Origin of the sequence: Rossellomorea sedimentorum, from assembly GCF_046237645.1 — a bacterium.
Classification (GTDB): Bacteria; Bacillota; Bacilli; order Bacillales; family Bacillaceae_B; genus Rossellomorea; species Rossellomorea sedimentorum.
This window is the reverse complement of record NZ_CP143546.1, coordinates 1,782,396-1,800,479: the sequence shown is the minus strand read 5'-3', so window position 1 is coordinate 1,800,479 and position 18,084 is coordinate 1,782,396. Positions and strand designations below refer to the sequence as shown.

The following is an 18,084-nucleotide window of genomic DNA, read 5'->3' as shown; positions in this document are numbered from 1 at the left end:
TTTGCAGTATTGGTATAACAATCAGCACGCGATTTCATGCTTTCAAAACGTATGACACCCTGTTAAAGGGAGCGAAATTCAAGGCGGATCTAGCGTTAATCCCCCTATATACATCATAAAAAGAGGCAGTCTAATTCAGTTGCGATAAGACTGAAATTGTTGTGATAAATTATTATTTGCACTCGAAAACGGAACGCGTAAAAAAAGAGGGTTGTCAATATTTCTCTTGAGACCCCTTGCCTGCCAGGCTAAATGTTTCAGTTTGTGCTTTTATTATTGAAAACAGTTGATTACATCCCTGCCTTATTGGGTAGTGTATTGTAAATACGTTGAGGAGGGATAACATGGAAACATCACTTACCATTTTCCTGCAGTTCTTCCTGTTAGGGGCAGCCACATTATTTATCAGCGGATTTATCACTTTTCTTATGCCAAAACTGCCACTCACAGTCATCCTGTTATTCAGTTCAATGGCTGGATACATATTTGCTGCATCCAATCAATTGAACGAAATAATCATCATAACCGCTGTACTTAATTCCATTCTCGCTGTCACTGCGTCCTGGATTGTTAAGTATGGCCAGTTCATTAAAAGAATGTCTGAAAAATATAAGAACGTTGCAGCATAACAAAACGGCAGTCCCTCACTCTTTTTAGGTGAGAAGGGCTGCCGTCTTTATTTTCTACTCTAATAAAGGTATGCCCGCTTTGATTCGTGGTCTATAAGCTCTGCACCGAGATATCCTGCACCCAGTCCCAATAAACCTGCTCCTAATGGCGAAAGGCCTACACCAGGTGGGTACCCAGGACCTCCCAATGGTGCACTATAGCCCGGATAGCCAACGTATCCTGTCGTTCCATATAATGGAAATCCGAACCTTTGAAACTGACCAGATCCTCCACCATACCCTGGCACTCCATATCCTTGACCATAGCCGGAACCATAACTTCCCGGATAACCTGTATTACCGAAAGGATTGTATCTTGCTGCAGGATAGAAAAAGTTCTGTCTCTGGATATACCTATTACCAACATTCAATTGAACATACACTCCCTCATAAAATTAATAGTCATACAGAGATATGTCTATGCTTGGTGACAGTTTTTCGATAGTCAGAAGATGTTTAATGCTGCTTCTTTTAGTGAATTTAATCACTAAAGTATATTTTACGGGAGATGAAAAACATGAAAAAATTACATTTAATGACACTTGCATTTTCACTAAGTGCAAGCATATTCCTGGCTGGTTGTATGGAAGAAGGCCGGATGAGTCCCGAGGAAGAAGATGTAGATGTCGTCGACCCAGGTCTAGGGGATGAAGATAGTGAAGCAGAAGAAATTGAGAGCAATTAATGGAGTCGATTAGCAGAGCTGATCGGCTTTTCAGGACCTCTCTTCCCTCCTTTCCTCCAGCATGTTTACGCACCCACTGGAACGTTAACCCAAGGACCTGTAGTCAATTACTTCCTGAATACACAAAACCGTATTTTTCCTTTTAGAAAAAATTCAAGAAACCCCCTTCCTTTATGACTCACAACAGTGTTATATTTGGAAAGTATTTTTTGTGTTTAAGATTTAACTTTTTATAAAGGGGTACTTTTCATGATAGATATATTATTGATCTTTGCTTTACAATTGGTGTACGTACCGATACTGACATTAAGAACCATCTTTCTGGTTAAGAACATGAGCGTGGCTGCATCATCGTTCGGTTTTCTCGAAGCTTTAATTTATGTTTTTGGGTTGGCGTTGGTCTTTTCGGGTGATCAAAGCATTGCAAGCATGCTGGTTTATGCTCTTGGTTTTGGGGTCGGCTTGTATATTGGAAGCAAGGTCGAGAATAAACTGGCCATAGGATATACAAGCATCGTGGTAAACCTCATGGATATCAACGAGAAATTAATCGAAATTCTCCGGAATGAAGGCTTTGGGGTTACTGTATTTGAAGGAATGGGCCGTGACAGTAAACGGTACCAGTTGGAAATTTTGACAAAACGTAACCGCGAAGAGGCTCTTCTTGAAATTGTCGAGGAATACGAGCCGCGCGCTTTCATAATTTCTTATGAACCACGCCGATTCAAAGGTGGATTCCTTGTAAAGGCTATGAAGAAGAGAATGAAGAAGAAACAACGTGAAGTATCCCCCAACACCAGATGATGTTCATTACAAAATAATATTCAAGGCTCTCTTGTTCTGCAAGGGAGCCTTTTTGGTTTATTTCCTTTATACAGAGGAAAAACAAGGGACATAGAGACAGAAAGGAGTTTTTTCATGTTTTTTTCCAATATTGAAACGATTGAAAGAACCATTATAATCGGATTATTTGCCTATATTTCCTTGGTCATTCTGCTTAGAATATCAGGGAAAAGAACACTTTCAAAACTAAATGCTTTCGATATGGTCATCACGATTGCAATGGGCTCCACGCTTTCCTCCATCCTTATAAATAAACAAGTGACATGGGCTCAGGGTACATTAGCCTTTATTATGCTGATCGGACTGCAATATGTTATAGCAAAGTTAGCTATCAATGTTTCCTTTATCAATAAACTCATCAAGTCAGAACCCAAAATACTTTACTTGGATGGAGAGTACCATAGTGAGGCGATGAAGAAAGAAAGAGTACTGAAGAAAGAGATATTTCAAGCGGCCCGTTCGCAGGGCATCGGCTCAATGGATCAAATAGAAGCTGTTGTTTTGGAGTCAGACGGTTCCATCTCAATCATTAAAAAGTCAGAACAGCAAACCAGGGAGACGTTAAACGATGTCCAAGGGTTTAAATAATAATTAAGAAGCCGCCGAAAGACTACCGGCTTCTTTGATATATTCTGAGTAAGTACGGACAGTGAAAATCCTGCCGTATTTGCCAGTCCATTATGATAATGGTTAGTTTATTCATACAGACTTTATCACTGCACAGCACTAAGAGGGACTGTCCCTCTTAGTGCTTTAGCGTGTTAAAGCTTTCCGATATTTTTGAGTTGTTCAGGTGTGAGACTGTCAGCTCCCCCGTCTATGATTTTCTGTACTCCTGCAAGCGTCATGTCTGCAGAGACATATTCACCTTCCAATTTAGTGACTGGCTCTGCAACATAGAATGGCTGTGTTAAGAAGGCTTCAAGTCTTTGGCCACGTTTATATGATTCCATTTCCTGCTCAGGGATGCTATCTTCTCCGATATTGTTGATTAAAACCCGAATCTCCCTGTACCTCCGGAGAAGCTTTTTCGCGCGGCGCTGAATAGAGAGATGGTTATTGTCCAGTAAAGCATCTTCAATCAGTGTCGAAACGGCCTTTACCGGGTGCACGGCTGGGTACATCTGCCGGGTTGCAAGATCAAGGTCAAATGGTATGAGCGTATCCAGCGGCCCATAAGGATCTTCCACATCTACAACTTCTCCGCTCGGATCGTATAAAAATGTGGTGATTTCAGGAAATCCTGATTGTTCGAACCTTTCCGTCAAACTGAATAAATCGCCCTCTTGGACAACAGGACGGTCTGCAATGATCACTGCATCTTCTTTTTTTTTCAGATCACTTACCAGTTCGTATACCTCGTGGGTATTCTTACAAACATAATCACATGCCGCTTTTGCTTCCACCACGTCCGGATGATTTGATTCTGTTTCCATAAATATTAATTTTAAGCCTTTCTCCTTTAACCGGAAAATCAACTCATTCAATAACACAAGCTGCCCCATTTGTGCTCTTGCAACAAAACCAATCCTTCCACCTTTCACGATCGGACAAAATAAATCAACCGCTTTTATTCCCGTTTCAATCATTTCAAGGCGGCTGCCGCGGATCAGAAGTTCATCCAGTGTACAATTGGCTAAGGAGGCAAGTGCGACTACAGTTTTCACCTCCGCTCTTCCTACAGGAATCTTTCCAGTACATAAATTAGAAACCGTAGCCGGTCTTAACCCTACAGCTTTAGCTGCTGAGGTCAAGTTGGGTACTCGGCGCCGTAAAAGAGCCACATTTAGTTTAAGGTTATTATTCAAATTCGATCACCCCTTCTTACTTTATATAGTAATTATTTTTCCCTCATTTAACAAGGTAGAGGTTCAATCCTTTTAAACAACCTTACTATTTGCGATTTACCTTGAAGTGTGAATAATGGATAAAGATTGGAAAAATACATAGAAGGAAAGGAAGACAGGAATGGCTTGGGTATATCTCGTCATTGGGGGACTGCTAGAAATCGGCTGGGCCATCGGGTTATCGTTTTCCAATGGATTTACTAAGCTGACCCCTAGCATTGTGACAATAGTTCTCCTTTTAATCAGTTTTTATTTTTTTGCAAAATCGATGAAAATGATTCCAATCGGAACTGCTTACGCCGTTTTTACAGGAATAGGTGCTGGTGGAACCTCTATAATTGGAATGATATTTTTAGGTGAAGATATCAGTGTAAATAAGATTTTGTTTATCAGTTTGCTGATTTTCGGCGTAATTGGACTTAAATTCAGTTCAAATGAGGAAGAGGAAAATGCACCTCAAGATATGGAGGCGAATTAATGTCTTGGTTTTACTTGATTACGGCAGGTTTGTTTGAGGTTCTTCTAGTTACAATGATGAAACTCTCTGATGGTTATAAAAAAATGGTTCCGACAGTCCTTGCTTTTATTTTTGGCGGTATCAGTTTTTACTTACTTTCTCTTGCTCTCGTTTCAATTCCGGTAAGTACCGGTTATTCTGTTTGGACGGGAATCGGTTCGGCGGGGGCTGTAATAGCTGGAATGGTATTTTTCAATGAAAAAAGAGACATCAAAAGAATCTTCTTTATTAGTTGTATTATTATAAGTGTAATGGGGCTAAAAATCATTTCGTAACCCCTTCCCCTGGTCCTTTATCATCTTTCATCATGCTGCTATCAATCTGATAGCAGTAAGCTATCTTACCTGCACCAATCTCCTTTCATCCTGTTTTTACCTGCAACTTTCATTCCACCTGTCCGAATACACTGCCTTTGGAAGGAAATATTAAGGTAGTGCAAATGAAAGAGGTGGCACAATCATGAATTTTTTTAGGAGGATGACAATGGGTATACTAAGCGGAAATCCTAAAGAAGAACCAATGCATTATGGAGAGGTTTTCGGAACTTGGTCATTCTTGATGGCAGGGAAAGGAATGATTGCAGGTTATCAAACACTGAAGAATCACGCGGGTGATGAAGATTTAAATAAATTCATCGATGAATTGATACAAAACGGCTTGCAAGAGATCAAACAACTGGAAGAACTATTGAAAGAAAATGGTGTTGGACTGCCTCCAACCCCGCCTGAACGTCCTAATGCCTGTATTGAAGATATTCCTGTCGGAGCAAGATACCAGGATCCGGAAATATCAGCATCCTTAACAAGAGATATTTCAGTAGGCTTGGTTGCTTGCAGTCAAGTTATCGGTCAGTGCATAAGAGAAGATATTGCCATGATGTTTGGTCAATTTCATATGCAAAAGGCAGCACTTGGAGGTAAACTCCTCCGATTGAATAAAGAGAAAGGATGGCTAATCCCGCCTCCTCTCCATCAACATAAAAAGGAAGAGTGCTAAATGGTAATTGGAATATTCCTTTTAGGGATATTCCTCTTCCCTATTATTTTTAATCATCAGGGGGGACACAAATGTTAAACGATAAACTTAAGGAAGCACTGAAACAAGTTGAAATGGCCGAACGCAACTTATTGGATGCGCAGGGAAACAATGATCCGCAGCACTATCAGCGTGCAGCTCAGGATATCCATTACGCACAAACTCTTTTAAGCACCCTTAATGATGCGATAGCAGGTGCGCCACATAAGGAACAAAAACAATATCACCGCGCCATGGAAAAGATGAGGCTTTTGGCAGAAGCACATTCTTCCCTTTAGAATTCAACAATTGTGTAAATGCTTCCTTAATTGAAAGTACGCTTACACGACTTGTGATAAAAAAGAGAGCTCCTGAATAAGATGTACAAGTTATCTTATTTAGGAGTGAAAAAATGGCTGTCTTCTTAAGTTATGTCTTTCTGGGATTATCACTCGCCGCTCCCATCGGTCCTATTAATGCCGCACAGCTCGACAGAGGAATTAAGAATGGTTTTTTGCATGCCTGGATAATTGGTATAGGTTCCGTAGCTGCCGACTTACTGTATATGCTTGTGGTCTATCTTGGTATTGTGAATTTTTTACATACTCCATTCCTTAAAACCTTACTTTGGTCTTTCGGTTTCTTCGTCCTCGTTTATACAGGGGTAGAAAGCCTTTTAGGAGCCGGAAAAATCAGTTCTACTTCCAGAAGTACAAATGATACTTATTGTAAAACGTTTCTTACGGGTTTTTTTATGGCCTTGTCTAACCCGTTAACCATCCTTTTTTGGTTGGGGATCTATGGTTCTGTCCTTGCCAAGACAGCTCAAACAGTCGATCAAATGCATCTGATTCTATACAGTTCCGCCATATTCCTTGGTTTACTTCTTTGGGACGTATGTATGGCCGCACTAGCCAGCTCCTTTAGGAAATTCCTTACCGACAGATTATTGATCATCATTTCCGGTTTATCAGGCATCTCCCTTATAGGCTTTGGCTTTTATTTTGGCTGGGAAGCAATTAAAATTCTATTTTTCTAACTTTTAAAACAGAATGGGTGTTCCATTCTGTTTTTATTTGGCTGTTTCCTAGAGGATTATTGCTTTTTAGACAAATTCTTTTGAATGTTTTTTTACGAATGGTTGATTGGAGCGGTAGGTTCGATCTCCTCCGGGATGTTTAGTTCCAGCACCGAGGTTACGTACCAACTTGAACGTAACCAGTCCCTATGGGTCGCACGCCTGGAGTGAAAATCAACTATTTCATCCAAATAGCTACAATCTATACGAAAAGAGCCTTTTATTTGGCGCTTTTTTCAGCTATTACGGATTTATCTTGATGGTAAATTGAAACGTAACCCTAATGCTTCACTCCCCTCGCATTACTTCAGAAGGCCATAATCGGCTTCAGCTTCTAACATCAAGCTTAAGAAAAGTACTTAAGTGGCAAATCAATATTTGGACAGCTTCTTCTCTGATTCTGTTCTCGAAATTTAGTGTTCTCATGCAAACTGAAACTGAATATATCAATTAGACACTTATCAAAGCATCCTTTTTTCTAAAAATTTAAATATATTTATATCAATTGAATTTGTTTAGTTCAAAAGCATTGTGGTAAACAATTACTAGACAGCTGGAAAAACTTTATTACTTAAAGGAGAGTGTTAGTAAATGAATAAGAAAAATTTATTACTATCAGTCCCTCTGGCTGCAGGTATCATCATGACTGGCTGCAGTGCTCAAGAAGAAGGACAGGAAGACGATATCCTACAGGAAGAAGAAAGCATGAATGAAACAGAAGGTACCGAGAGTGATTCTGTGAACACAGACAGTGAAAGTGACAGCATTGATTCGGAAGGCTCAGATGAAGATAATGAAGGTTCTCTAAATGAAGTGCCAGAAGATGAATATGGCGAAGGTACAGATGAAGTTGATAAAGATACCGAAGAAGGCGAAGAATTTTAATAGTGTCATACCCAAAACTGCCGTTTCAGCGGCAGTTTTTTTTGTAGTGATAAAAGAGAGTCAATTTTAAAAGACCAGCCAAAAGGCTGGTCTCGGTAACTATTGATTATTTACACTATCCTTTAATGCTTTACCAGGTTTAAAAGCCGGCTGTTTTGTTGCAGGGATTTCCATCTCCTCACCTGTCTGAGGATTTCGTCCCTTCCTGGCAGAACGCTCTCTTACTTCAAAGTTTCCAAAACCGATCAATTGGACTTTATCACCTTTTGCAAGGGTATCTTCAATGTTTTGCAATACAGCTTTCACCGCATTTTCTGCATCTTTTTTGCTTAATTCCGCCGATTCAGCTACTGCATTGATTAATTCAGTTTTATTCATATGTACTACCTCCTAATAAAATATCTTGTTACAATTGATTCTTACCACTGCCTTGTATAGCTTAAACCTTTTCAGTCACAACAATCAGGCCTTTATGAAGATAAGTGCTGCATTCTATCGCATCTTTCCTGGACAACCCATAATCTTGCAGCTCTTTCTCCAATCGCATTAACTCTACATATCCATCGTTCTCATCAAATGCGGTTGCCAGGCCGTGTATCCCGCTGTCATTACTGCTTATGGAATTCTCCAGCAAACTGCCTTCCAATAAAGTTTTTTCTTTCAGGAATTGATATTGGACTGGATCAACAGTAAAAAAATGAATGTAAGAATTTGCACCTGATGATATATTCCTCTCATTTAAATCATCGATCAATTGAGTTTCGGAGCTATAAACACCAACGATTTCTATTGACATAGTGCACCTCCTTTATCCCTTTTCTTTCCCTTACTATGTCTATATAAAACAAAAGAGAGCGGATCAACCGCCCTCTTTTAAAAAATCTGTCTGCCCTGCTGTCCGATGGCATAATAAATACCATGTTTTAATGTTGAAAAACAACTGAAGCGGGATAGTTTCATATCCGTCCCTGTGATTTCCTGGGCCAGTTCGGGCGAGATTCCTACAAGAATTGTTTCTGTCCCTATCAATGAGGCTGCTGACGCAAGTTTGCTGAGGAACTCCACAGTGAACTGGCTGATGTATTGGTGAAGTCCTGTAAGGTCAATCACAAGGTAATCAGCCTTATGTTTAGGAAGATTATTTAACGTTTTCGTTATCAAATCTTCCGAACGGTTCTCATCATACTTTCCGAGTAACGGGACAACTACTATTCCCTCTAGTACCGGTATAATAGGAGAGGAAATTTCTTTGACCATTTCAGTCAGGTCCCGTGTTCTCTCTTCAACCATGCTTTCAAGCTTTGCAATCCGTTCAGACTCTGATCTTCGTGCCAAGTCATGGATATTTTCTTCAATAGTTATATTGGATGGGGCAAACTTGAACTCACAGTAATCCCCTTTTTCAATCTGATCTCTGTCCACTGAAAACCATACGTTTTTCCCAAGCAGACCTGAAAAAATACCAGCAAAATGACCGGCCAGGAAAGAAGTCGTTCGCTGTTTTCCTTGTGCGACATTGATTTTATATTCCCAGCTGTCTGCCAGTCTTACCGTAGCTGTGTGTTCAGCTTCATTCAAATCCCTGATTTCAATCTTTCCCCAGCCGGCTGAAGCATAGGTTGCCGGGATAGCCTCTGCTACATCTTTTAGCGGCATTTTCAACCCTTCGAAGTAACGGCCCACAACAAGCCCCTGCCGAAATCCTGTAGTTTCCAAGACCACTTTGGCGGCTTCCTCTCCTGATATTTCTTCTAAGGTATCAAAAAAGGATTTCATTGCGGAGGTAATCCAAAATAAGACAGCATCATCACCTTCAAACTGAAACAATCCTTTTTCCAGATTCCAAGAGAAATCAAGCCCTCCTACATTGATGTGATCTTTATGTAAAATGCTATAATTTTTCATTTGTGCCAAGACCCCCGTTTTATTGATACTACTAATTTATCGCAAGTTGATATAATCGTAAAGCCAAAGCCCTTATCCCTCTTCAAGTACAAAAGCATAACCAAATTAATCAGCCCCATCAGGCAGATTTTCTAAAGGGGAAAACTCCATCCTTCCCTTTTGTTCTCGCAGGGATGCATGACCCCAAAGTCCGTGAAGTTCTTGCGCCTATGACTTTCAAGGATAACACTGTTAATAGTCTCCAGAATGGTGGATGGTATGGTTTACAAAACAATTAAAAAAGCTCTGCGTAAAATAGCAGAGCTTCATGCACCCAATAACAGGAGACCTATCATGACCAAAGACGGCACCCCGTAATAAAGCAGGCTTTTGTTGATGACTGTTTTATCTTGTTTGCCTTTCCAGGTTTCATATTTCTCATTCTTGGATGTATACCAGCTGCCTTGATTTTTCATGAAAATCACTCCTTCTGGTTTGATTTAGTAACCTTTACCCTATTTATTACAATCACAAAATAGTAATATCAGGAAGACTCTATTTATTGTTTGACATAAGTATTTAAAGGGAAAATCCAAATAAGGAATAATGCTATAACAAGAAGCTTTGAAATGCTAACTTTTAATGAGGGAGGAGTATACAAATGAAAGACAATAATAAAGAAGAGCGCAGCAAAGGTTTTGGAAAATTTGACAACCCTGAACAATACGATAAAGACAAACAAAGTATACTGGACAAATATGACAGTGAGCAAAATGTAGATCCCCTGCCACTGGAAGATATTAGAGAAGAAGAAATCGAAGAGAGGAATAAGTCCAACACAAAAGATCAATCCTCAAGTGAGAGGAAATATCAACAGGATTATAACTAAAGAAAAGCAGCCGTTCAAAGTCGTTATAGAGGGAACGTTGAATAGTCCCTTCCTATAAAAAAGCTGTTCCTTTTATAATAAGTAGTTCAGTTTAGAGGTACAAACCATAAAAATCCATAATCTTTAGCATACGAATTCGCACCATTATTCGTATGCTATTTTTTATTGATATTACAGCATATCTTTTACTTTCAACTGTGTTTTCGAATCTATAATCGCTTCACGTTTTCGCAATACTGAAATATATTTTGTATAAATTTGATTTACGTGGCGTATTCTCTTGCGGAAAGGTAAAAAAAAACATAACTGATTTAATCCACTATGGTTATATAATAGGCGATTCTTTACTCCAGGCCCCTTCCACCATAAAGGCAAGGACCAAAATAGTAAAAGCACCATGAGATCAAATCATAAGGGAAGAAATTTCCCTTATAGAAGAAATGCCGAGGAAAATAGGTCAAATAAGGGAAAATCTTCCGCTATTTACTTAAAAAACATAAACATTGGATTACTGAGCATTCTTAACGGAAAATCCTTCCCTTATTTACCTCTCTCCCGCTAAATTCGGCAGTTTAGCGGAAAAAATTTCCCTTATTTTAAGTCGCCTTTCTCATCCCTTGGTGAATGGATTTTTATTACGAATTCATAGTAAAAAAGCAGTTCCTTTTTCCATAAAAGGAACTGCTTTTACCTTTAAATAAGCTTCTTACATTCTTCTACGCATTTAAAGCAAGCTTCCGCACACTTCTGGCAATGTTCGTGTTCATGTTTCTTACATTCGTTGCCGCAAGCTTCACAAACTTCTACAAGAAGCTGAAGTATGCTTTTGACATTAGGGCTTCCATACTGCATAGCATTAATGGCAAGTGAACAAACATCCGCACATTCACGATCTAACCGGATACATTCCGCCATCTTGTTTACATCATCTTCGTGGAGACAATTGTCAAAACAGACATTGCACGCTTCCAGACATTCCTGACAAGCTTTTACACATTCTTCATACGATTGATTCATTATAGTCACCGCCTTAATAAATTTTACATACATCTATTACCCTGCTGAATAATAATAAAACGGTTTTTTAACGCATTCATTATCAATTAAAAAAATAATTAGCTTGGTATTTAAGGGGTTAATTTTCAAGTTGAACAAATAATGCATTTTTGTACGTCTTTCTAACAGTCATTAACGACGAGAGCTGAGTTCAATTCCCTCATTAAAATAGTAGCCTGATTAAGCATAGGCTGCCAATAAAGAATCCTTATGAAACCCTTTGAATCCTTCCCATTTGGATTCTATATATATTTCCCAAGAAAGATAATTCCTCAGACTCTATAACTATTCCATCCCCATCATCTGCAGCATAAACCACCTTTCCAGTTAATTCGGTGAATTCTTCCACTGACCTCTTAAAGGAGGCTGTCCAGCGATTATAATGGGGAAGAAACTCGAATGGAGTTAACTGAAGGGTATCTTGTTGTGTGAATCTTTGGCGGGCATTACTCAGACCATTCGTAAACACGTCAAATAAGGATGCGCTCAACCCGGATTGGACCGCCCCGCCACTTACACCAATCAACGTGCCTCCCGCATGATAATAGTCAATGAGAAATGAATGGAGACCGTTTCTTATGAGATTTTCGCGGAATATAAGCGGATTGCCACCTGACAAATGGATGGCATCACTCTTTTTGACCGCTTCCAACAACTCCTCGTCATATTCCTCTGTAATATCAAAGAATAGTAAATTATTTAGGCCATACTTTTGATAATAGCCTAATTGTTTCCGGTAATGACTGCGATCTCGATCTCCTTCACATGGTATATATGCAATGACAGGATCTGGGTTAGTAAAAGACGCAAGGAGCTTCTTATCAATCTTGCGGTTCTCATCAATGACCTGGTCACTGTACATAAATATTTTGCCCATGGAATCTCCTCCTGAAAAAATACCCGGCAATAACCGGGCAATGAGAATGTTAAAATAAATTAAAAATATAGGGACCTACAGAAAAGATATACAGGGCAGTATATACAAATAAATAATAGAAAACTCCTGCAAAAGTTCCCCATTCCGGATCTCTGCCAACCTTCCAGATCAGCGCAGAGATAATCGTGATAATAATCAAAATCACCGTGCCGCTGTAATTAAATGTATAGTAGAAAGGTGCCATTTCATAAAAATAAGGATTCATCGCCTTACTCATATAGGTGAAGGGCATTAAGATGAATAGGAAAATAGAGGCATATTCCACCCAATTAATATCATCTTTTTCAAATATATTCGGTCTCAAAATATAAAGAAGCAGCAAAAGAGTAAGAGATGGAAGGTACCAATAAAATGAAGTCAATGCGGTCACCATGCTGCTGAACAGCATCAGGAATGCATTATAGGCACTTATCTTCCAATCCTCTGCTGAAAGTTCCGTACTTTCAGCTTTCACTCGACTGTTTTGCGATGCTCCATATAACTGGTAATAATCTCCATCAAAAGATATCCACACTAATGATTCTTCGTTGGCTTTCATCGGGTTCTGGGCAACATTTCTATTCGTATTAACAGGCCTGGCGACAACTTGGCTGCCCTCTTGGAGCTTACCTGAATACAGTCTCATATCACTGTTGTCCCCAATCCTCTGACCTTCCGCAGTGAATACAAGATGAAGTTCTCCATTCAGAGTTACAAGCGCTGCATCATCCGGGGCTTGGAGACTGGAGCTCCTCTCCCCATTAATGAAATCTAATTTATCGACAGTTAATGGGGTATCCGCCAAAGCACTGATTTTCCCAGTTGCTTTATACATGTTAAAAGATAGCGAACCTCCCGTTCTCATCTGCCTTCCGTAAATGATCGTCAACTCATCATCCCTGATATTCAAAACAAGGCTGCCAAGCTGGTCATAGAGTGAATTCTTCACTGATAGTACCGGCTTATCTGTTATTTCACCTGATGAATTCATCAAGAATACGTCGGCGTTCGCATCATCTCTCTGATGAACAACCGCATAACTGCCATTATTACCGATCACTATATCGATGATTTCATTCGTAAAAGTATGTATTTCCGTTTTCTCCACACTATTTACATCATATGTATAAATCTTTCCGTTTTTCCAATAAAGAACTTTCTCTTCTTCGGTGGCAAGACCGGTAACTTCTTCATCAATTACCTTTGTTTCTCCTTCACCTGTTAATCTTAATTCTCCTTTCGAGAGAGTGATGAAATTTTCTCCATCTGTCCAAAAAGGGTATCCCCGGGGGACATCCATGGCAATCTCTTCAGTACTTTCTATGGTCAATCCATCTTCAATAACAAACTTATTCACTTTGTCAACATTAGTGAGGTAAAGTTCATTTTTTCGTTGAAAGGTGATAGGTAATTCCTTGCCTTCGTACTCAAGGGCAATGGAGCGGCTCCACTCTTCATTCGGCAGCTTCGTCATCGTGGAAAGCTGTTGAAAATATAACGCAGAGATTAGTGCAAGGACTGCCAGTAAAGGAACACCAAATGCTTTTAATTTTTCTTTCATCGTAACATCCTTTATATTTTATTTTCTAATCAGGTTACTATACAAAAAGTGTAATAGTTTATATTACAAAACTGTAACAGAAATCGACACATGTAAAATATTAGGTGGAATTTTCCGAAAAGTCAATGCTTTCTGGATGAATAAACCATTTTTTTATATACTGGGTTTGCCATGAAGCTGTCATAAGACCGATGTTCAGTTCAAAATCAAATTAGGGTGTCTCATGGAACGTTCATAAGACCACTTTTCAGCTACAAATCGAATTAGGGTGCCTCATGAAATGTTCATAAGACCCCTTTTCAGCTCAAATTCGTATTTGGGTGTCTCATGAAGCCATCATCATAAGACCAAAATCCAGCTCAAATTCGAATTAGAGGTCTCAGATTCGGCCAAAAGACCACAATCAACTAGAGAGTATAACTTATATGTAAAAAGAGGAGCCTCCATAAAGAAAACTCCTCCTCACCCCTTTTAAGCACTATATTTCAATGTATAAACATTCTTTAATTTTTGTCTTGCCCTGAAAAATCTGGTTTTCACAGTGCTCCTCTTTAAATCCAGCTTTTCTGCTATCTCTTCCTCGTTCATTCCATAATGGACTCGAAGCAGAAATACTTCTTGTTGAGCAAGGGGCAATTGTCTGATTTCGGTTACCAGCTCTTCTTTTAGCAGCGTAACATCCACCGTTCTCTCGACATCTTCCCGTGTCGATGATAATAAACAATCCAACTCCTTGTTGTATGGATCAATAAGAACTTCCCCTGCTCTTATTTCCTTTCTGACAAAGTCAATGCTCGTACGTGTGGCTATGGATGACAACCAGCCTCCAGCCTTTTGAATATCTATTAAAGTGTCGATTTTCCTATACGCCTTCAAAAATGTTTCCTGAACAATATCTTCTGATAAACTGCTGTCTCTGGTTATGCGCAGTGCGATATGGTAGACCAGCTTACGGTATTGCTTGTATAAATGCTCAAAGTGAACCTCCATGAAAGCTCCCCCCCTTTTCTCTCCTACCTGTTTAAATGCTTTACTATATAATCTGGAATTTGATCAGCGGCAATTCCTTTAACATCCGGATAATCACGCCCTTTATAGTAGATGGCAGCCATATACTCACTTTCCATTGTCCATGATTCCATTTTCAATAAGTCTTCGATCTCCTGTCTGGAGGTAATGTCCAAAGCCATTCCCTCTTCCTCCAATTTTGAAATCGACTGGTGAAAATCGGTATCCATCCCGACGGATGATTGATGGTCCTCACGTTTGTAAACAAGGATGTGGGATATATCTTCAGCTGTTATTTCCACTTCTTCAAACAGTCCATTATTTGATAGCCACTCTTTAAAATTGGTATAAGATGGTTTCCAAGGTAAATACCTTCTTTGATTATTTGAAAGAAGAATCTCAATATCATACAGAGTTTCAGATCTGTCCACCATGCTCTCATAAGACTCTTCCAGCGCTTCTTTCTTCAGAACATTTATCGCTTCTTGTAAAAGATTTTCCTCACTAATGGCCACCTGTTTATTTTGTATTCCTCTTGCTGATATCGTCATTTTGTCTGCAAGATGAGTATCAATAGTTAAAATTGGATTAACTGTCTCCTTATACTCAGCCGTCTCATAAATGGATTCATAATAAAAGTCAAAGTGATTGCGATTAATTTCATAGTGTCGTACCACTTTTTTCCCTGTCTTTAATTCATAAACTAAATACAATTGCTCCGATCCTTTACTACCTCTATCAGCTATGACCGCTTGTTGAAGTTCTCTTACCTTTTGAATATTATCCTCACTGGAAAGGTATCGAACCGGTTCTTCTTCATATTCATCCAAATAGGAATAAATATGCGTATTAAAATAAACCTTATCAATTTCCTTGGCTTCTGGTATGTAAGTTTCATAGTTTTTGAAACCTAGCTGAAAGAAGACGCCTATAACAACCAGAAATAATGCAAAATAAGCAATTTCTTTCAGCTTCAGCCGAATTCGCCATGTCTTCTGCACAATCATTTCTGATAGCAGGTAACCAAATGCAAATCCAATCAAATAGCCAAACAGCGTCCAAGGCAGTGTTTTCTGCATTTCACTGAAATAACCTCCTGAAATCAACATGAGCCCGATGATCAGAAAAAATTTAAAAACAGGCTGCAATATAGGAAACGCCAAGGTTTGAGACGCCATTTCAATTTTTCTTCTTTTATATAGAAAGAGGGCAAGAATCCAGAACACTAAGATCAGGATTATGTAAATAATAACTTCTGTAACCGAAAGCTGTACCTCATTGAACAATCCTGCTTTTATTACTGGAGAGAAGTTTTCAGATTGAACGGCCATAAAGTACTCCTTGGGAAATCCGAACAAAAAATTTTTCATATTCAGCACAGTCAATATATACATCACTGAAGGAAACAAAAGTAATAAATAGGTCAATACAGCCTGCACTACTGAAAGCCCTGTCAACATCGCTACAGTTATGCCGCATATATAGAATAAGACGACCATTAAAATGGTGAGCAGCGCCCAGCTGACAATTTCGGGTGCTTGGAAATTTGTTCCCAATTCGTTTGTTAGAGTAAGTAATCCCATTATCAACGCCGTAAATACAACAGGGAGCACCAGCATAGTTATACCTGCTGCTGAAAAATGAATGTACAGCTTTTCCCTTTTTACAGGAAGACTGTGCATAGTATCCGCCTGCTGCTTCACATGTAAGTAGCGAAATGAAAAAATGGACAAAAGGACAGGAATGACCATCATTAAACCAGCTTGAATAACAAAATTCACTTGAAACATGTGTCCGTATGTAAGCAGATAAGATGGTTCCTCACTGGAAATCATCATCCATACATTTAGGGGAAGGGCAAAAACCAGTCCCAGAAAATAGATAATTCCTATCCATCCTGTATTTCTGAGTATGAGAATAATAATATCTTTATTAATCCAGGATTTGCTTGAACGCATAGCCGGCATCCCCCATTTCATGAATGAATATTTCTTCCAGCGTCAAAGGAAGGACATCGAAAAGAACCGGCTGGAATTTTTTCACCAATGCTTCTATTGACTTTTCATCGCCCTTGACTATGCAAGATATGACACTTCCCCTCTGCTCTTTCTGTAATACATGCAGATTGGCAAACAATTCTCTTGGGGGCTCATCTCGAAAAGCAACTTGGATTTTGTGAAAATCAGACTTCAATTCGTCCAATTCCTTTTCAACTAAAAGATGCCCCTGATGCAGAATCCCGACATGGTCGCAAAGATCTTCAATTTCTTCAAGGTTATGGGAAGAAATTAAAATAGTCATCCCGCGTAGAGCGGCTTCCTCCATCAAGACAGACTTGATTTTTTTCCGCACCACGGGATCCAGGCCATCCAGCGGTTCATCCAAAATCAACACTTCAGGACGGCACGATAACGCAAGCCAGAATGCCGCCTGCCTTTGAACTCCCTTTGAAAATTTATGTAGCTTCACCTCTGGATCAATCCCCAAAATGCGCCCTAATTCAATAAACTTTTCTTCGTTCCAGCTAGTATAAAAACGTTTATAGAAAGAGGCCATTTGTTTAACGTTATACTGTGGAAGGAAACCGGGTGAATCGGCTAAAAAGAATAATTTTTGTTTTGCAGCGACGTTTTCAAAGACCGGTTCGCCATCTATGTTTGCACTGCCACTTTCAGGCTGATAGATACCGCTCAAAATTTTTAGAAGAGTTGTTTTCCCAGCTCCATTGGACCCCAGCAGACCGTAAACGGATCCTCTATCGATAGAAAAGGAGACATTACATAAACTTTCTCTCCCCTCGTAATGCTTAGAGACTTCATGAAGTTGGATCATAGGTATTTCCTCCTCCTATGTTATGTTCTATTTTCTTGATGAGTTCTATTATTTCGGCTGAAGAGATTCCGAGGTACATCCCTTCTGCAATAAGCTTTTCCAAGTCTGATAGTACTTTCTTCATCTTTTCCGAATCCTGAGTATGTGCAGCAGGGTTAACAAAGCTGCCCCTTCCTTTCACAGAATAAATATATCCTTGGTTCTCTAACTCTCTATAAGCTTTTTGAATCGTATTAGGGTTTATGGTAAGCTCCCCTGCTAATGTCCTCACAGAGGGCAATTGTTCATCTGCCTTTAAAATTTCATTGATTATCAATTCTTTAAGCCTATCAACAAGCTGCTCATAAATCGGTTTACGGCTTCTCAAATCTAGTTCGAACATTAATACCCTCCCGTCTGTA

24 protein-coding genes are annotated in these 18,084 nt (G+C 39.3%); 11 read left to right on the top strand and 13 right to left on the bottom strand.

Going from position 1 to position 18,084, the window contains the following annotated elements; genetic code table 11:
• Positions 1 to 344: 344 nt before the first annotated feature.
• Positions 345 to 629, top strand: coding sequence for a hypothetical protein (locus V1502_RS08770; protein ID WP_409253974.1), 285 nt, complete (start codon positions 345 to 347; stop codon positions 627 to 629).
• Positions 630 to 688: 59 nt separating this feature from the next.
• On the opposite strand, the gene V1502_RS08765 is transcribed toward V1502_RS08770, so the two are convergent.
• Entirely contained in the window at positions 689 to 1,039 is a 351-nt protein-coding gene (locus V1502_RS08765; protein ID WP_409253973.1) for a spore coat protein, read from the bottom strand.
• Positions 1,040 to 1,185: 146 nt separating this feature from the next.
• Between V1502_RS08765 and V1502_RS08760 the strand changes: the two genes are divergently transcribed.
• From V1502_RS08760 to V1502_RS08750, 3 genes are all read left to right on the top strand, one after another.
• Entirely contained in the window at positions 1,186 to 1,353 is a 168-nt protein-coding gene (locus tag V1502_RS08760; RefSeq protein WP_409253972.1) for a hypothetical protein, read from the top strand.
• A 249-nt stretch (positions 1,354 to 1,602) separates the two neighbouring features.
• Positions 1,603 to 2,157 (top strand): DUF2179 domain-containing protein, encoded by a 555-nt coding sequence (locus V1502_RS08755; protein WP_409253971.1) that lies wholly within the window; start codon positions 1,603 to 1,605, stop codon positions 2,155 to 2,157.
• Between the two features lie 114 nt (positions 2,158 to 2,271).
• Positions 2,272 to 2,784: a DUF421 domain-containing protein gene (locus tag V1502_RS08750; RefSeq protein WP_409253970.1), complete on the top strand. Its 513-nt coding sequence runs from the start codon at positions 2,272 to 2,274 to the stop codon at positions 2,782 to 2,784.
• Positions 2,785 to 2,957: 173 nt separating this feature from the next.
• Here the strand turns inward: V1502_RS08750 and V1502_RS08745 are convergent, their stop codons facing one another.
• A complete protein-coding gene (locus V1502_RS08745; protein WP_409253969.1) occupies positions 2,958 to 4,004 on the bottom strand; it encodes a hypothetical protein in 1,047 nt (348 codons plus the stop codon).
• Positions 4,005 to 4,164: 160 nt separating this feature from the next.
• On the opposite strand from V1502_RS08745, the gene V1502_RS08740 reads away from it, so the two are divergent.
• The 6 genes from V1502_RS08740 to V1502_RS08715 all read left to right on the top strand — a co-directional run bounded on the left by V1502_RS08740 (position 4,165) and on the right by V1502_RS08715 (position 7,537).
• Entirely contained in the window at positions 4,165 to 4,521 is a 357-nt protein-coding gene (locus V1502_RS08740; RefSeq protein WP_409253968.1) for a DMT family transporter, read from the top strand.
• Positions 4,521 to 4,835, top strand: a complete 315-nt coding sequence (locus tag V1502_RS08735) for a DMT family transporter (RefSeq protein WP_409253967.1) — start codon at positions 4,521 to 4,523, stop codon at positions 4,833 to 4,835. The genes V1502_RS08740 and V1502_RS08735 overlap by 1 nt, the downstream gene beginning before the upstream one ends.
• A 208-nt stretch (positions 4,836 to 5,043) precedes the next feature.
• Positions 5,044 to 5,556 carry a DUF3231 family protein gene (locus V1502_RS08730; protein ID WP_409253966.1) on the top strand — a complete coding sequence of 171 codons (513 nt, stop codon included), beginning with the start codon at positions 5,044 to 5,046 and terminating at the stop codon, positions 5,554 to 5,556.
• Between the two features lie 71 nt (positions 5,557 to 5,627).
• The gene (locus V1502_RS08725) at positions 5,628 to 5,873 is read left to right on the top strand and encodes a hypothetical protein (RefSeq protein ID WP_409253965.1); all 246 of its coding nucleotides are present in this window, start codon (positions 5,628 to 5,630) and stop codon (positions 5,871 to 5,873) included.
• A gap of 113 nt (positions 5,874 to 5,986) precedes the next feature.
• The gene (locus V1502_RS08720; protein WP_409253964.1) at positions 5,987 to 6,613 is read left to right on the top strand and encodes a LysE family transporter; all 627 of its coding nucleotides are present in this window, start codon (positions 5,987 to 5,989) and stop codon (positions 6,611 to 6,613) included.
• A gap of 630 nt (positions 6,614 to 7,243) precedes the next feature.
• On the top strand, positions 7,244 to 7,537 hold the full coding sequence (locus tag V1502_RS08715) for a hypothetical protein (protein WP_409253963.1): 294 nt from the start codon (positions 7,244 to 7,246) through the stop codon (positions 7,535 to 7,537).
• A 99-nt stretch (positions 7,538 to 7,636) separates the two neighbouring features.
• Here V1502_RS08715 and V1502_RS08710 read toward each other — a convergent pair whose 3' ends face one another.
• The 4 genes from V1502_RS08710 to V1502_RS08695 form a co-directional block, all read right to left on the bottom strand.
• Positions 7,637 to 7,915: an HU family DNA-binding protein gene (locus tag V1502_RS08710; protein ID WP_409253962.1), complete on the bottom strand. Its 279-nt coding sequence runs from the start codon at positions 7,913 to 7,915 to the stop codon at positions 7,637 to 7,639.
• Between the two features lie 61 nt (positions 7,916 to 7,976).
• Positions 7,977 to 8,333, bottom strand: a complete 357-nt coding sequence (locus V1502_RS08705; protein ID WP_409253961.1) for a hypothetical protein — start codon at positions 8,331 to 8,333, stop codon at positions 7,977 to 7,979.
• Positions 8,334 to 8,410: 77 nt separating this feature from the next.
• Positions 8,411 to 9,442, bottom strand: a complete 1,032-nt coding sequence (locus V1502_RS08700) for an STAS domain-containing protein (protein ID WP_409253960.1) — start codon at positions 9,440 to 9,442, stop codon at positions 8,411 to 8,413.
• A gap of 305 nt (positions 9,443 to 9,747) precedes the next feature.
• Positions 9,748 to 9,897, bottom strand: a complete 150-nt coding sequence (locus V1502_RS08695; protein ID WP_409253959.1) for a hypothetical protein — start codon at positions 9,895 to 9,897, stop codon at positions 9,748 to 9,750.
• Positions 9,898 to 10,082: 185 nt separating this feature from the next.
• On the opposite strand from V1502_RS08695, the gene V1502_RS08690 reads away from it, so the two are divergent.
• Positions 10,083 to 10,310: a hypothetical protein gene (locus V1502_RS08690; RefSeq protein ID WP_409253958.1), complete on the top strand. Its 228-nt coding sequence runs from the start codon at positions 10,083 to 10,085 to the stop codon at positions 10,308 to 10,310.
• 693 nt (positions 10,311 to 11,003) lie between these two features.
• Here the strand turns inward: V1502_RS08690 and V1502_RS08685 are convergent.
• From V1502_RS08685 to V1502_RS08655, 7 genes are all read right to left on the bottom strand, one after another.
• Complete coding sequence (locus tag V1502_RS08685) at positions 11,004 to 11,327, bottom strand: four-helix bundle copper-binding protein (RefSeq protein WP_409254310.1); 324 nt, start codon at positions 11,325 to 11,327, stop codon at positions 11,004 to 11,006.
• 247 nt (positions 11,328 to 11,574) lie between these two features.
• Positions 11,575 to 12,243, bottom strand: coding sequence for a Type 1 glutamine amidotransferase-like domain-containing protein (locus V1502_RS08680; RefSeq protein WP_409253957.1), 669 nt, complete (start codon positions 12,241 to 12,243; stop codon positions 11,575 to 11,577).
• A gap of 49 nt (positions 12,244 to 12,292) precedes the next feature.
• Entirely contained in the window at positions 12,293 to 13,843 is a 1,551-nt protein-coding gene (locus V1502_RS08675) for a hypothetical protein (protein ID WP_409253956.1), read from the bottom strand.
• A 471-nt stretch (positions 13,844 to 14,314) separates the two neighbouring features.
• Positions 14,315 to 14,833: an RNA polymerase sigma factor gene (locus tag V1502_RS08670; RefSeq protein WP_409253955.1), complete on the bottom strand. Its 519-nt coding sequence runs from the start codon at positions 14,831 to 14,833 to the stop codon at positions 14,315 to 14,317.
• Between the two features lie 23 nt (positions 14,834 to 14,856).
• Positions 14,857 to 16,809 carry a DUF6449 domain-containing protein gene (locus V1502_RS08665; protein WP_409253954.1) on the bottom strand — a complete coding sequence of 651 codons (1,953 nt, stop codon included), beginning with the start codon at positions 16,807 to 16,809 and terminating at the stop codon, positions 14,857 to 14,859.
• On the bottom strand, positions 16,784 to 17,683 hold the full coding sequence (locus tag V1502_RS08660) for an ATP-binding cassette domain-containing protein (RefSeq protein ID WP_409253953.1): 900 nt from the start codon (positions 17,681 to 17,683) through the stop codon (positions 16,784 to 16,786). Before V1502_RS08660 ends, V1502_RS08665 begins: the two co-directional genes overlap by 26 nt.
• A complete protein-coding gene (locus tag V1502_RS08655; RefSeq protein ID WP_409253952.1) occupies positions 17,667 to 18,065 on the bottom strand; it encodes a GntR family transcriptional regulator in 399 nt (132 codons plus the stop codon). The genes V1502_RS08660 and V1502_RS08655 overlap by 17 nt, the downstream gene beginning before the upstream one ends.
• Positions 18,066 to 18,084 lie beyond the last annotated feature (19 nt).